12 protein-coding genes, 1 pseudogene and 1 riboswitch are annotated in these 13,533 nt (G+C 75.1%); of the genes and pseudogenes, 4 read left to right on the top strand and 9 right to left on the bottom strand.

Annotated features, from left to right (window positions below; genetic code table 11):
- Nucleotides 1-17: 17 nt before the first annotated feature.
- Nucleotides 18-126, top strand: a riboswitch (TPP riboswitch).
- From thiO to thiG, 3 genes are all read left to right on the top strand, one after another.
- Nucleotides 124-1,296, top strand: coding sequence for a glycine oxidase ThiO (gene thiO, locus MTO91_RS24670; RefSeq protein ID WP_476652950.1), 1,173 nt, complete (start codon nucleotides 124-126; stop codon nucleotides 1,294-1,296). It overlaps the preceding riboswitch by 3 nt.
- On the top strand, nucleotides 1,296-1,496 hold the full coding sequence (gene thiS, locus MTO91_RS24665) for a sulfur carrier protein ThiS (RefSeq protein WP_062398305.1): 201 nt from the start codon (nucleotides 1,296-1,298) through the stop codon (nucleotides 1,494-1,496). The genes thiO and thiS overlap by 1 nt, the downstream gene beginning before the upstream one ends.
- A gap of 2 nt (nucleotides 1,497-1,498) precedes the next feature.
- A complete protein-coding gene (thiG, locus tag MTO91_RS24660) occupies nucleotides 1,499-2,269 on the top strand; it encodes a thiazole synthase (protein ID WP_476652948.1) in 771 nt (256 codons plus the stop codon).
- Nucleotides 2,270-2,322: 53 nt separating this feature from the next.
- Here thiG and MTO91_RS24655 read toward each other — a convergent pair.
- Together MTO91_RS24655 and MTO91_RS24650 are read right to left on the bottom strand one after the other, a co-directional pair.
- Nucleotides 2,323-2,842 (bottom strand): annotated as a pseudogene (locus tag MTO91_RS24655) (gamma carbonic anhydrase family protein).
- Nucleotides 2,843-2,927: 85 nt separating this feature from the next.
- On the bottom strand, nucleotides 2,928-3,533 hold the full coding sequence (locus tag MTO91_RS24650) for a hypothetical protein (RefSeq protein WP_476652947.1): 606 nt from the start codon (nucleotides 3,531-3,533) through the stop codon (nucleotides 2,928-2,930).
- 192 nt (nucleotides 3,534-3,725) lie between these two features.
- On the opposite strand from MTO91_RS24650, the gene MTO91_RS24645 reads away from it, so the two are divergent.
- Nucleotides 3,726-3,899 (top strand): hypothetical protein, encoded by a 174-nt coding sequence (locus tag MTO91_RS24645; RefSeq protein WP_405421435.1) that lies wholly within the window; start codon nucleotides 3,726-3,728, stop codon nucleotides 3,897-3,899.
- 205 nt (nucleotides 3,900-4,104) lie between these two features.
- On the opposite strand, the gene MTO91_RS24640 is transcribed toward MTO91_RS24645, so the two are convergent.
- The 7 genes from MTO91_RS24640 to MTO91_RS24610 all read right to left on the bottom strand — a co-directional run bounded on the left by MTO91_RS24640 (nucleotide 4,105) and on the right by MTO91_RS24610 (nucleotide 13,171).
- Nucleotides 4,105-5,898: an HNH endonuclease signature motif containing protein gene (locus tag MTO91_RS24640; protein ID WP_405421437.1), complete on the bottom strand. Its 1,794-nt coding sequence runs from the start codon at nucleotides 5,896-5,898 to the stop codon at nucleotides 4,105-4,107.
- A gap of 243 nt (nucleotides 5,899-6,141) precedes the next feature.
- The gene (locus MTO91_RS24635) at nucleotides 6,142-7,068 is read right to left on the bottom strand and encodes a MadR family response regulator transcription factor (RefSeq protein WP_476652946.1); all 927 of its coding nucleotides are present in this window, start codon (nucleotides 7,066-7,068) and stop codon (nucleotides 6,142-6,144) included.
- The gene (locus MTO91_RS24630) at nucleotides 7,065-8,447 is read right to left on the bottom strand and encodes a MadS family sensor histidine kinase (protein WP_307799856.1); all 1,383 of its coding nucleotides are present in this window, start codon (nucleotides 8,445-8,447) and stop codon (nucleotides 7,065-7,067) included. The genes MTO91_RS24635 and MTO91_RS24630 overlap by 4 nt, the downstream gene beginning before the upstream one ends.
- Nucleotides 8,448-8,469: 22 nt before the next feature.
- A complete protein-coding gene (locus MTO91_RS24625) occupies nucleotides 8,470-9,729 on the bottom strand; it encodes an iron-containing alcohol dehydrogenase (protein WP_224401297.1) in 1,260 nt (419 codons plus the stop codon).
- 248 nt (nucleotides 9,730-9,977) lie between these two features.
- Nucleotides 9,978-11,093, bottom strand: coding sequence for an XdhC family protein (locus MTO91_RS24620; protein ID WP_178375819.1), 1,116 nt, complete (start codon nucleotides 11,091-11,093; stop codon nucleotides 9,978-9,980).
- Nucleotides 11,086-12,267 carry a vWA domain-containing protein gene (locus tag MTO91_RS24615; RefSeq protein ID WP_083658813.1) on the bottom strand — a complete coding sequence of 394 codons (1,182 nt, stop codon included), beginning with the start codon at nucleotides 12,265-12,267 and terminating at the stop codon, nucleotides 11,086-11,088. The genes MTO91_RS24620 and MTO91_RS24615 overlap by 8 nt, the downstream gene beginning before the upstream one ends.
- Nucleotides 12,268-12,277: 10 nt before the next feature.
- A complete protein-coding gene (locus tag MTO91_RS24610; protein WP_073576676.1) occupies nucleotides 12,278-13,171 on the bottom strand; it encodes an AAA family ATPase in 894 nt (297 codons plus the stop codon).
- Nucleotides 13,172-13,533: the final 362 nt, after the last annotated feature.

Genomic DNA, 13,533 nt, shown 5'->3' with positions numbered 1-13,533 from the left:
CTGGGCCCCGGACGACGACGAACCACGGGAGCCCGGGCAGCGGGCTGAGAGGGGACCCGCGACGCGGTCCCGACCGTCGAACCTGATCCGGGTCATGCCGGCGCAGGGAGTGAGGTGGATCCCATGAGCGCGAGTGCCGGACGGCTGGTCGTCGCGGGTGCGGGGGCCGTCGGCCTGTCCGTCGCCCGCGCGGCGGCCTGCGACGGCTGGTCGGTGACGGTGTTCGACCCGGCCCCCGGTCGCGGTGCGTCCTGGGTGGCGGGCGGGATGCTCGCCCCGGTCACCGAGGCCTGGCCCGGCGAGGAGGATCTCCTCGCCCTCGGGCTGGACTCGGTCGCACGCTGGCCGGAGTTCGCCGCGGCCCTGTCCGCCGACGCCGGCACCGACGCCGGGCTGCACCCGGAGGGCACCGTCCTCGCCGCGACCGGGTCGGGGGACCGCGCCGAGCTGACCGCGCTCGCGGACTACCTGGAGACCCTCGGCCGCGACGTGCACCGGCTGACCGGTCGCGAGCTGCGCCGGCTCGAACCCGCGCTGGGCCCGGAGGTCCGTGGCGGCCTCTCGGTGCCCGACGACCCGTCGGTGGACAACCGGCGGCTGCTCGCCGCACTGGCGACCGCGGCCGGGCGGGCCGGGGTCGTCGTCTCCGACCGCGGGGTCGCGCGCGTGCTCGACGACGGCGCCCGTGTCACCGGCGTGCGGCTCGCGGACGGGACCGAGATCGCGGCGGACGCGGTCGTCGTCGCGGCGGGGGCGCACTCGTCGTCGCTGCACCCGGTGCTCGACGGGCTGGTCCGCCCGGTGAAGGGCGAGATCCTGCGGCTGACCCGCCGCGCCGGTGCCCTGCCGCCGCCGTCGCGGACGGTGCGGGCGCTCGTCGACGGGCGCCCGGTGTACGCCGTACCGCGGACGCTGCCCGGGTACGGCGACCTCGTGATCGGCGCGACGACCGCCGAGAACGGCTTCGACACCGACGTCACCGTCGGTGGGGTGCGCGACCTGCTGCGCGACGCGGAGCGGATCCTGCCCGGCATCGCCGAGTACGCCCTGACCGAGACCGCCGCCGGGCTGCGGCCTGGCAGCCGGGACAACCTGCCGCTGATCGGGCGCACCGGGCCCGACGGGCTGGTCGCGGCCACCGGGCACGGCCGCAACGGGATGCTGCTGGTACCGGTGACCGCGGCGGCCGTCGCGGCGCTGCTGCGCGGCGACGACGTACCGGGACCGGTCCGCGCGGCGGATCCGCGACGGTTCGCCCCGGCCGCCGCCGGGGCACGCGAGGAGGGGAACCACTGATGCGGATCGTGCTGAACGGCGAGCACCGCGACGTCGACGACGGCGCCGACCTCGCCCGGATCCTGGCCGAGGCCGGGCTGCCGGAGCGGGGGATCGCCGTCGCCGTGGACGGGGAGGTCGTGCCGCGCACGTCGTGGGCCGGGCACCGCCCCGCCGACGGCGCGCGGGTCGAGGTACTGACCGCGGTACAGGGAGGATGAGCATGGCAGTGCAGACCGACAAGCTCGCGTTCGGTGACCACCTGTTCGACTCGCGGCTGGTGATGGGCACCGGTGGTGCCGCGAACCTGGAGATCCTGGAGCGGGCGCTGGTCGCGTCCGGCACCGAGCTGACGACGGTGGCGCTGCGCCGTGTCGACGTCGCGGGCGGGACCGGGCTGCTGGACCTGCTGCGCCGCCTCGGGATCGCCGTGCTGCCCAACACTGCCGGCTGCCGGACCGCCGCCGAGGCGGTGCTCACGGCGCGGATGGCGCGCGAGGCGATGGCGACCGACCTGGTCAAGCTGGAGGTCGTCGCCGACGAGACGACGCTGCTGCCCGACCCGGTCGAGCTCCTCGACGCCGCCGAGCAGCTCGTCGACGACGGCTTCACCGTGCTGCCCTACACCAACGACGACCCGGTCCTCGCCCGTCGCCTGGAGCAGGTCGGGTGCGCCGCGGTCATGCCGCTCGGCTCGCCGATCGGGACCGGGCTGGGCATCCGCAACCCGCACAACATCGAGATGATCGTGGCCGCCGCGGGCGTGCCGGTCGTGCTCGACGCCGGGATCGGCACCGCCTCGGAGGCGGCGCTGGCGATGGAGCTGGGCTGCGACGCGGTCCTGCTCGCCACCGCCGTCACCCGTGCCGCCGACCCGGAGCGGATGGCCCGCGCGATGCGCCGCGGGGTGGAGGCGGGCTGGGACGCCCGGCACGCCGGTCGGATCCCGCGCCGCTACCGGGCACAGGCGAGCTCGCCCGACCGGGAGGACTGAGGACCGATGTCCGGGTGCGTTCCGCGGAACGCACCGGACCGGATCGGGAGGGCTCAGGCGGGGGCGACGCCGTCGGCGTGCCGCCGGGCCAGGGCGCGGTAGAAGTCCGGGTTGGTCCGCACCCACCAGCGGGCCTGCTCGGTCAGCTCGCCGTGCTCCTTCGCCGCGGAGCCGAGCATCAGCCGGTCGGCGGCCAGCTCGGAGTTCGGCGCGACCGTCGACCCGGCGGCGACCATCGCGCCCTCGCCGATCCGGGCACCGTCCTGCACGGTGCTGCCGTTCCCGACGACCGCGCGCCCCGATCGTGGCGCCGTGCACCACGCACAGGTGCCCGATCGTGGCGCCCTCGCCGATCTCGGTGACCGGGTCGTCGCCGCCGTGCAGCACCGACCCGTCCTGCACGTTGGCGCCGGCGCGCACGACGATCGGCCCCAGGTCGGCGCGGAGCACGGCGTTGTACCAGATCGAGGCGCCCTCCTCGACGCGCACGTCCCCGACGAGCGTCGCGGTCGGAGCGACGAAGGCGTCCGGGTGCACGGTGGGGGAGAGGCCCTCCAGGGCGAACAGCGGCATGGCCGACAGCTTCGCACCCGCCGCGGTGCCCGTCGGCGACGAGACCGCGTCGTCGCCCGCTCGCCCCGTGCCGCCCGGTCGTCGCTCAGTCGTGCGGGTGTGCGTGCAGCCCCAGGTCGGACAGCTCCAGCGCGGCCAGCGCCGCGACGACGGCGGGGTCCCCGGACCGCCACGCCGCCGCCGGGTCGGGCGCGACCCGGACCAGCCGCGACACCGGCACCCGGGACAGCGCCCGCACGGCCAGCAGGTCCGTCGCGGCGGTCCGCGCCGCGACGGCGGCACCGGCCCGCCGGGCGTAGCGCAGCCGCAGCGGCAGCCAGCCGAGCAGCACCGGCAGCAGCATCACCAGCGGGACGACGACCAGCGCCCCCGTCGCGAGGGTGCCGACGGCGTCGCCGAACTCCCGCCCCGCCGCGACGAGCTCGGTGCCCGCCCCCGCGGCCGGATCCAGCGCGCGGGCCAGGTCGGACCCGACGAACGGGATCGAACCGACCGCCCCGGCGACGCCGGTGAAGGTGTCGGAGACCCGTCCGCCCGCGGCGACCAGCGAGTCTCCGGGCCCACGCAGCGCGGACAGCCCGTCGTGCACGGCCACGCCGGCGGTGACGGCGAGGACCGTCCACAGCAGCGCGACGACGTCGGCGACGACCTGGCGGGCGATCCGGTCGGGGCGTTCGGCGTACCAGCGCATCGGACCTGTCTACCGGGGCCGGAATCCGGTCGTCCCCGCGGCCCGCCCGTGCTCCGCTGGGCGGGCGGACCGTTCGCTCTCCCTCGACCGCGCCTCCTGGGATGTCCGCGCCCCGCTGCACGCGCAGAGCCCCGACTACGGCGTGGACGCACTCGTCGCCGATCCCACGAGTGGAACCACGGCCTCGGTGAGGTGGTCACCGCGCTCCTCGACCAGGGACCGACGCTGTCCGGTCTCACCGAGCACCGGGTCGTCCCCTGGGAGGCCCTGCCCGGCCGGATGGCCGGGGACGACGACGGCGGGTGGCACGTGACCGACGGCCTCCCCGATGTGCCACTGGGTGTCACCGTCCAGGCGACGCGCTGACCGGGCCGGTCACGAAGGCGCAGGCCGGTCCGGGCGTGGATGCCGGGTGGGCGGGCTGACGTCGCGTTCCGCGGAACGCGGTCCGTCCTCCCGCCCACCGGTTCCGCGCCGGTCTCCCGCGGTCTCCCACCGGCCGGTGCGCTGCGGCCCGCGTCCTCTTCCGGCCGTGTGGGTGCTCGGTCGCCCGGCGGAGGACCTGCGGGGTTCAGGCCGCGGCGGCCGTCGTGCCGGGCGGGAGCAGGGCGTCGAGGATCGGCTCGGGGTCGAGCCGGTCGCCGTACCAGTCCGGGGTGAGGGTGCTGCGATCGATCCGCAGCCGGGCCCGCGTGTTCCGTTCGACGAGGGACTCGGCGCTGCCGTCCAGCGGTCTGCCCGTGGCCTCGACGGCAGTGCCGTCGGGCCGGTGGAACAGCCAGTCCTCGCCGGGTGGACGCAGGACCAGGTAGCCGTGATCGTGCACCAGCCGGTGGTGGAACGAGCAGAGCAGGACCAGGTTGTCGACGTCCGTCGGCCCGCCCCGCAGCCAGTGCCGGACGTGGTGGGTGTGCAGGTGGCGTGCGTGGTGGCACCCCGGGAACCGGCAGGAACCGCCGCCGTCGGCGGTCAGGGCGGCGATCTGCGCCGGGCTCGCCAGGCGCCTGCTCCGGCCGAGGTACATCCGGTTCGCGGCGCGGTCGGTGAGCAGCACCCGGGCCCGGGCGTCGCAGGCCAGGCGCTCGGCGGTGCTCGCGGCGATCTCGGGGCCGCCGGCGAGGCGCGCGGTGCCGGTCCCCGCGTCGACGACGACCGTCACCCGCGCCGCACCCCGCTCGACGACCGCGGCTCCGGCCGCTCCCGGCCCGCGGACGACCAGGCCCAGCAGGGCGTCGACCCGCCGGGCGGCCAGGGTGTCGACGACGGCGCCCGGTGTCTGTTCCTCCGTGCGGCGGGCCTGTTCGTGCGGATCGGGCCCGTCCCATCCCGACCGTCGCCCCTCACGTGCGGCCGGATCGTCGGTGTCCTCGTCGCCGGGCGGGGCGGTGTGGCCGGCGGGAGCCGGGCGTGCGGTGGCGACCCCGGCCTCGATCGCGGCGACCAGGAGGGCGCCGTCCTCGGGAGTGAGCCGGGCCCGTACGACCAGGGACCCGTCGACGTCGTGGTGCCAGCTCACCCCGCGCCGGGCGGCGACGTCGCGCGGCGGCGCGCAGCGGCGGCGGACCGCGCGGACGACGGTCTCGACATGGCTCGCGGTCCCGCCGAGCGCCAGGTCCAGGAGCACCTGCTCGGCGTCCGGCCCGGCTGCGGCCAGCGGAGGATCGTCCGGCTCGGTGTCCCGGAGCGGCTCCGGAGCGGCGACGGCGACCGGCCGGCTCCCCGTGCCGTCCCACGGACCGGTGTCCCCGCGTCCGGCGGGTGACGTGGTGGCTCTGTCCGTCCTCCCGGCGTCCGACAGGTCGGATCCGGCGCCCGTTCCGGGGCCGTCGACGTCTCCGGCGCTGCGGTCCGTGCCCGTGTCGGACGCGTCTCCCGCTCCCCGGACGGTGTCACCAGGCCCTCCCCGTGATGCGCAGTCGACCGATGCCCCGCCGGAGTCGTCGTCGGGGTCGCGACCTGGGCGCCGGAGCGGCTCCGTGGCGGTGGCCGGCGGAGCAGCGGCGGCCATGCGGTCGAGGACCGCGTCGTCCGCGCCGACGAGGCGGGTGACGGCCCGGACCTTGGAGTAGGAGATCCGGCCGGCCGCGAACGCCTCGGTGATCCGGGGCAGCCGGGTCAGTGCGTGCGCGACCCGCAGGTGCTCGGTCGCGGTGCGCAGGCTCATCCCCGCCCGCCAGGTCAGCCAGTGGGCGCAGGACCGGACGCCGACGCCGCACCAGCCGCCGCGGTCGTCGAACTCGGCGAGCAGGCGCAGGAACCGGCACTCGGCGGCGGCGATGTGGCCGGCGAGGCCGAGGAGTTCGGACTCGAGATCCGGCAGGCTCAGTTCACCGGCGGGCGTGGTCGTGGGGGTGGAGGTCGGCACGGCGCTTTCTCCTTCGTCGAACGTGTGTTCGACAGGAGTATGCCGGGTGGGCCCGACAGTTCCGGTCCAGACCGACGGTGGGATCGGCGCGGACCGGGGCGATCGCGTTCCGCGGAACGCGATCCGGAATCAGCGACGACGCCCCCTCGCCTCGCACACCCTCCCGCCGTGCCGCCGTGCCGCCGTGCCGCCGTGCCGCCCTCCGCCGTGCCGGGCGGAGAGGCGTGGCCGGGGACGTCGAGGTCAGAGGAGGCCGAGCTTGGTGGCCGCGTAGACCGCCTCGGCGCGACGCGACACCATCAGCTTGCGCATCAGGTTGCCGACGTGGAACTTGACCGTCGTCTCGGAGATGAACAGCTCGGCGCCGATCGCGCGGTTGGACAGCCCCCGGGCCAGAAGACGGAGCACGTCCAGCTCACGGTCGGTCAGCCGTTCCCGGTCGGGCATCCCGCCGGACAGCGACCGCACCATCGCCGACGCCGACCGGGCGTCGAACGCGCTCTCCCCGCGGGACACCGCGCGGATGGCACGGACGAGCTCGGTGGTGTCGACGTCCTTCACCACGTAGCCGCGGGCGCCGGCCTGCACCGACTCGACGACGAGGCGGTCCTCGGCGAAGGTCGTCAGGACCAGCACCCCGATGCCGGGGTGGTCGGCGCACAGCTTGCGGCAGACCTCGAGACCGTCGGTCTGCGGGCCGGACGCCAGCTTGAGGTCGAGCAGCACCACCTGCGGCCGGCCGGTCGCGACGGCGGCGAACGCCTCCGGCGCGCTGCCCGCCTCGCCCACGATGCGCAGGTCGTCCTCGCGCTCCAGTACCGCGCGCAGCCCCTGGCGCATGATCGAGTGGTCGTCGACCAGCACGATCCGGATCGGCCGCGCCGCGACGCCCGCGGGACCGGGACCGCTGCGGGTCGCGGCGGTCCCACCGGACCCGTGCATCCCGCCGCCCGGCGCGTTCCCGCCGCCCTGCCCGGGGCCCGCCTGACCGGGGATGCCGTGACCACCGCCGTGACCACCGCCGAGGCCGGGGCCGTGCGCACCGACACCGGCTCCGCCGCGGGCATCCGGTCCGCCGCCGCTGCGGGCGTCCGTGACGGCGCGGCCCCGGGCGGGGCCGCCGGAGACGTGCCCGGGACCGCCCGGGGCGGTCCGTGTGCCGCTGCTCATCCGAGCTCCTTCCCCGGCGTCCCGATCGGGACGTCCACCTGCACCTGCAGCCCACCGATCCGCGAGCGGCGGAACCGCAGGGCCCCGCCCATCTCGCGGGCGCGGGCGTCCATGTTCACGAGGCCGCGGTGCTCCCCGGAGGGGCCGCGCACCGACGCCGCACGCAGCGTGCGGCGGATCTGCTCGGGTGAGGCGCCGCCGTCGTCGGAGATCGACAGGCGGACGCGGCCGTCGGCGTAGGCCAGTCGCACCACCGCCCGCGAGGCCGACGCGTGCATCGCCGTGTTGAACAACGCCTCGCCGGCGATCCGGAACAGCGACTGCTCGTGCTCGTGCGGCAGCGGCACCGGGGCCCCGCCGATCGTCACCTCGACCCGCAGCTCGTCGGGCATGTGCACGGTGGACAGCTGCCGCAGCATCGAGGGCAGGTCCTTGTCGGCGTGGTCGTCGTCGTTGAGCGCGTAGATCGCCGACCGCAGCTGCTCGACGGCGCGCCGGGTCAGGTCCTTGGCCGTGTCGAGGTGCTGGAGCAGGACCGGCTCGGTGATCTCCGACCGGCACAGCTCGATGTGCATCCCGGCCGACAGGGCGTACTGGGTGACGCTGTCGTGCAGCTCGCGGGCGATGCGGTGCCGCTCGTTGTCGAGGACCTCCCGCTGGCGGGCCGCCCCGAGTGCCTGCTGGGTGAGCATCAGCTCGTCGTTGCGGACACGCAGGTCCTCGGCCTGGGCCGCGGTGCGTGCGTGCAGCCGCTCGGCGCGCTCCAGCAGCGCGCAGTTCTGCAGCGCCGACGCCGTCTGACCGGCCAGGATGCGCAGCACCGAGTGGTCGGTGTCGTCGATGTGCCGTTCCGGCGGCGTCCACGCGACGAACCCGCCGACGGTGCGTCCGTCGAGCCGGATCGGGACGTGCAGGTGCCGGGGGCGCGGGTCGTCCTCGTGGTGGTGGTGATGGCCGTCGCCGGCGTGCAGCCGTTCCACGTGCCGGCGCACGCGCTCGGGCACCGACCCCAGGTCGGCCCACTCGACGCCGTCGGGGCCGAGGACCACGTGCCGCGGCGCGGCGTCGGGCAGCTCGCCGTCGACGAGCCCGAGCACCACCCAGTCCGCCGACAGGTGGTCGGCGGCCGCGTCGGCGACGGCGCGGACCAGCGCCTCGGAGCCCTCCATCGTGCGGACCAGCGCGGCCGAGATCCGGTCCAGCGCGAGGATGACCCGGCGCAGTCGTTCGGCCCCCTCGCGGTACTCCGGGTAGAACGACGGCTTGCCCGTCCGCAGGCCGGTGAGCTGGTCGAGGTCGGGGCGGGCCCGGCCCCCGGCGGCCGGCGACGAGGGCGGTGCGGGAGTGCGGCGGCGCGGGAAGCGGGCGGCGGCGGTCACCGCGAGGGCCTCCGTGCGGGCGTCACAGCGCTTCCCGGAACAGGTTCTCGATCTGCTCCACGCTCGCCGTGCGCGGGTTGGTGGTCAGGCAGGCGTCGCCGAGGGTGAGCCGGGACAGCCGCGGGACGTCGGCCTCGCGCACCCCGATCGCGGCGAGCCCGGTCGGGACGCCGACCTCGTCGGCCAGCTTGCGGACCTCGGTCGCGACCATGTCCACGGCCTCGTCGCCGGGCATCCCCGGCCGGGCGGGCAGCCCCATGGCCTGGGCGATCGGGACGAAGCGCGCCGCGTCGGCGTCGGAGGCCGAACCGTTGAACCGGATCACGTGTGGCAGCAGCACCCCGTTGATCAGGCCGTGCGGCAGATCGAGCATGCCGCCGACCTGGTGGCTCATGGCGTGGGTGGCGCCGAGGATCGCGTTCGTGAACGCCAGGCCCGCCTCGAGCGCGGCCTGCGCCATCGCGGTGCGGGGGCCGTCGTCGTGGCGGCGGATCATCGTGGTCGGCAGGTTGGCGTGGACGAGCGCGACCGCGTGCAGCGCGTGGGTGTCGGTCAGCGGGCCGTGGGCCAGCGACACGAACGCCTCGATGCCGTGGGTGAGCGCGTCCAGGCCGGTCGCGGCGTTGAGCCAGTCCGGCATGGTGACGAGCAGCCGCGGGTCGATCACCGAGACGTCCGGGACCAGGGCCCGGCCCATGATGGTGATCTTGGTGAGGCGGGCCGTGTCGGTGATGATGCAGAACTGGGAGACGTCGGCGCCGGTGCCCGAGGTCGACGGCACCATCACCAGCGGCGGGATCGGGTTGGCGATGCGGTCGATGCCCTCGTAGTCGAGGATCGTGCCGCCGTTGGCCGCGAGCAGGGCGACGCCCTTCGCGGCGTCGATCACCGAGCCGCCGCCGACGCCGATCACCACGTCGCAGCCGGAGCTCTCGTAGCGCTCGAACCCGGCCTGGATCTCGTGGTCCTTCGGGTTCGGGGTGATCTCGTTCCACAGCTGCGGACGCAGGCCCGCGGCGCGCAGGTGGCGCAGCAGCTCGGCGGGCCACCCGGCCTCGGTCACCCCCGGGTCGGTGACGACGAACGGCCGGCGCGCACCGAGCCGCAGGGCGGCGTGCGCGGTCTCCGGCAGCGAGTCCGGCCCGAAGACGATCTCCGGGGCGTGGAACTTGGACAGCCGCGGCCGCTCCCGCGGGCGGTGCGCCGCGCGAACGGTGTAACCCTCGTCGGCGCCGGACGTGCCGGTCTCCCCGTCGAGCACGAGAACGGTCTCCCGTCGCACGGTTCCGCGATGCCCGTGGTCAGGGGCGACGGGACCGGCCGAACCGGTGAGGACCACGTTGCCCTCCTCCTGCTGCTGCGCGTTGTCGACTCACCACTCGACGACGGCGAGCGGATCTGTCACGAGCGTGTGGCCCACGGTACAGGGACACCCTGTCCCGCGACCCCCTCGATCGGCGGACGGCGCGCCGATCCGCAGGTCGGAGCCGGGTCGTCGACCGGCTCCGGCCTGGCCGAAAGCGGAGGAGGTCAGGACGCGTGGATGGGCCCCTCGCGTTCGGCCAACCGGACGCCCTCGCCGCCCCAGTGCTGGGCGATCATCTCCGCGGCGATCGACACCGCGGTCTCCTCCGGGGTGCGGGCGCCCAGGTCCAGCCCGATCGGCGACGACATCTTCGCGATCTCGGCCTCGGTCACGCCCCGCTCGCGCAGACGCTCGAGCCGGTCGTCGTGGGTGCGCCGCGAGCCCATCGCCCCGATGTAGCCGACCTCGGGCAGCCGCAGCGCGACCTCCAGCAGCGGCACGTCGAACTTCGGGTCGTGGGTGAGCACGCACAGCGCGGTGCGCTGGTCGATCCGGCCCGCGTCGGCCTCCGCCTGCAGGTACCGGTGGGGCCACTCGACCACGACCTCGTTGGCCCCCGGGAAGCGGCTCGCGGTCGCGAACACCGGACGGGCGTCGCAGACGGTCACCCGGAAGCCGAGGAAGGTGCCCATCCGGGCCACCGCGGCGGCGAAGTCGATCGCCCCGAACACGATCATGCGGGGCGGCGGCGCGAACGACTCGACGAAGATCTGCAGGCCCTCCCCGCGTCGCTCGCCGTGGACGCCGTAGGTCAGCGTCGCGTTGCGGCCGGAGTCGAGCAGACCGCGGACGTCGTCGCGCACGGCGTCGTCGATCCGGTCCGAACCGGTGCCGCCCTCGGTCCGGTCCGGCCAGACGATCAGGCGCCTGCCGAGCAGCTCCGAGGGGCCCGCGACGACCGTGGCCACCGCGACCGGGTCCTCGTCGCGGATCGCCTCGGCGATCCGGCCGAGCTGTGCGTAGGTCTCCGGGGTCACCTTCTCCACGAAGATGTCGAGGATGCCGCCGCAGGTCAGGCCGACGGCGAACGCGTCGTCGTCGGAGACGCCGTAGCGCTGCAGCACCGGCCGTTCCTCGGACAGCACCTGCTGCCCGAGCTCGTAGACCGCGCCCTCGACGCAGCCGCCCGAGACCGAGCCGACGGCCTCGCCCGCCGGGCCGACGAGCATCGATGCCCCCGGCTGGCGCGGTGCGGACCGGAAGGTCCCGACCACCGTCGCGAGCGCGGCCGGCTCACCGTTCTTCCACCAGCCTTCGAGCTGGTCGATCACGTCACGCATTGCGCACCACCTCAAGCAGTTTCTCCAGCGTGTCCAGGCTGTGCCCGGCCAGCAGGTCGTCCAAGTGCGGAAGGGCCGCGACTATTCCCCCCTGGACCGGGGCGTAGCCGTCCTTGCCCGCGTGCGGGTTGACCCAGACCAGCCGGTGGGCCAACCGGGACAGCTGCTCGGCCTGGGTGCCGAGCAGCTCGGTGCCGCCGCGCTCCCAGCCGTCGGAGAAGACGACCACGACCGCCCGCCGGGCCGCACCGCGGCGTCCCCAGCGGTCGACGAAGGCCTGCAGCACCTCGCCCAGCCGGGTGCCGCCCGACCAGTCCGGGATCGCCCTGCCCGCGGCGCGCAGCGCGTGCTCGGGGTCGCGCAGCCGCAGCTCACGGGTGATGCGGGTGAGCCGGGTGCCCAGGGTGAACGCCTCGACCGAGCGCGGCGAGCGACGGACGACGACGTGGGCGAAGCGCATCAGCGCGTCCGCGTAGGGCTCCATCGACCCCGAGACGTCGATCAGCAGCACGACCTTGCGCGGCCGGCGCGAGGTGTCGCGCCGGGCCAGCCGGAAGATCTCGCCCTGGTTGCGCAGCGCCGCGCGCAACGTGCGCTGCGGGTCGGCCTCGCCGTGCCGGTTGCGCCTGCGGCGCCGCGACGCCCGGGTCGGCGGCTCCGGCTTCAGCAGGGTCATCAGCCGGCGCAGGTGCTCGCGCTCGGCGGGGGAGAGCTCCCCGAGGTCGCGGTTGCGCAGGATCTCCGCGCCGGTCGCGGCGGCCTTGATCTGCGGGCCGTCGGTGTCGTCGGAGTCGTCCTCCCCGCCCTCGCTGCCGGGCAGCAGCGCGGCCAGCTTCGGTGGTGCGGGCGGGCGGTCGTCGCGGTTGCTCGACGGGCGGTTGCTGGTCGGCTCGAACCAGGACGGGAACGCCAGGTCGTACCGGACGATGTCGTCGGGGTCGGCGCACAGCGTCAGCCGGCCGGCCCAGTACGCCTGGTCCCGGTCGGTGACCTCCAGGGTGTCGAGCGCCTGCAGGTAGGCGGTCACCCGGTCCTGGGTGACCGGGACCCCCGCCGCGCGCAGGACCTCGGTGAACCCGACGAATCCGGTCAACAGCTCGTCGGTGGTGCCGGTGGGCTCCGCCGCGGGCGGCCGTGGCGGGGCCGCCGGGGACGGGCTCGGGGGGACGGTCATCGCGGCCGGGTCAGGATGCCAGCAGGGTGTCGAGCTGCTTGTGGACCCGGTCGGCGTCCTCCCGGTACTTGAGGACGGCGCCGAGGGTGCGCGCCGCCGACTCCGGATCCAGGTGCCGGGCACCGATCAGCTGCAACGCCCGGGCCCAGTCCAGGGTCTCCGCGACACCCGGCGGCTTGATCAGGTCGGCGTGGCGCAGCTTCTGCACGGCCCGCGCGACCGACGCGGCGAGGCGCTCGGGCACCTCGGGCAGCCTGCTGTGCAGGATCTCGATCTCGCGCTCGATGTTCGGGTGCTCCAGCCAGAGATAGAGGCAGCGCCGCTTGAGCGCGTCGTGCACCTCGCGCGTCCGGTTCGAGGTGAGGACGACGACCGGCGGCGTCGTGGCGCGCACCTCCCCGAGCTCGGGGATGGTCACCGCGTGCTCGGTGAGGACCTCCAGCAGGAAGGCCTCGAACTCGTCGTCGGCGCGGTCGATCTCGTCGATGAGCAGCACCGACGGGCTGGTGCGCAGCGCCTGCAGGATCGGGCGGGACAGCAGGAAGCGCTCGTCGTAGAGGCCGGCCTCGACGGTGTCCGGATCGAACCCGTCGCGCCCGCTCGCGGCCTCCAGGGTGCGCAGGTGCAGCAGCTGGCGGGGGAAGTCCCAGTCGTACAGGGCCTGACCGGCGTCGATTCCGTCGTGACACTGCAGGCGGATGAGCGGTGCGTCCAGCGTGGCGGCCAGTGCCTGGGCCAGCGCGGTCTTGCCGGTCCCCGGCTCGCCCTCGCAGAAGAGCGGACGGTTCATGCGCAGGGCGAGGAAGGCCGCCGTCGCGAGACCGTCGTCGGCGAGGTAGCCGGTCGCGCGCAGCGCGTCGGCGAGCTCGGCCGGGCTCCCGGGGCCGGGTGCAGGTTCGTTCACCGAACCAGCATGCAGGACGAGCGGTGAACGCGGCCACAGCAGGAGGGTCCCTCCTCCCCGCGCGGGCGGGTCCGGGACCTCCCCGTGACGACGAACGAGGCCCCCGGAAGGTTCGAGTTGCTTCCGGATCAGAAATGTTCACGATCACGTGATAGGTCCGTGATGTGACGTCGTTGACCAGTGCCTTTAGGGAGAATCTGATAATTACATCGTTGTCACAGTGATTCCGCTCACGGGTCCCTTCATTGACGAATTCTTCCCGCGCATTCACCTTTCTCGTCGGCCGGTCCACCGGAGCGGCCGCCTGAACGAGTCACACATCCGGACCCGCCGCGCCGAACCACCCCCGTCCCGCGGCTGTC

The organism is Pseudonocardia sp. 2-7 (assembly GCF_056341085.1).
This window is presented reverse-complemented; position numbering and strand designations above follow the sequence as displayed.

What these genes read in the sequence shown, in the direction of transcription:
- thiO (WP_476652950.1), top strand. Translation starts at nt 124, where the DNA reads ATGAGCGCGAGTGCCGGACGGCTGGTCGTCGCGGGTGCGGGGGCCGTC.
- thiS (WP_062398305.1), top strand. Translation starts at nt 1,296, where the DNA reads ATGCGGATCGTGCTGAACGGCGAGCACCGCGACGTCGACGACGGCGCC.
- thiG (WP_476652948.1), top strand. Translation starts at nt 1,499, where the DNA reads ATGGCAGTGCAGACCGACAAGCTCGCGTTCGGTGACCACCTGTTCGAC.
- MTO91_RS24650 (WP_476652947.1), bottom strand. Translation starts at nt 3,533, where the DNA reads ATGCGCTGGTACGCCGAACGCCCCGACCGGATCGCCCGCCAGGTCGTC.
- MTO91_RS24635 (WP_476652946.1), bottom strand. Translation starts at nt 7,068, where the DNA reads ATGAGCAGCGGCACACGGACCGCCCCGGGCGGTCCCGGGCACGTCTCC.
- MTO91_RS24620 (WP_178375819.1), bottom strand. Translation starts at nt 11,093, where the DNA reads ATGCGTGACGTGATCGACCAGCTCGAAGGCTGGTGGAAGAACGGTGAG.
- MTO91_RS24615 (WP_083658813.1), bottom strand. Translation starts at nt 12,267, where the DNA reads ATGACCGTCCCCCCGAGCCCGTCCCCGGCGGCCCCGCCACGGCCGCCC.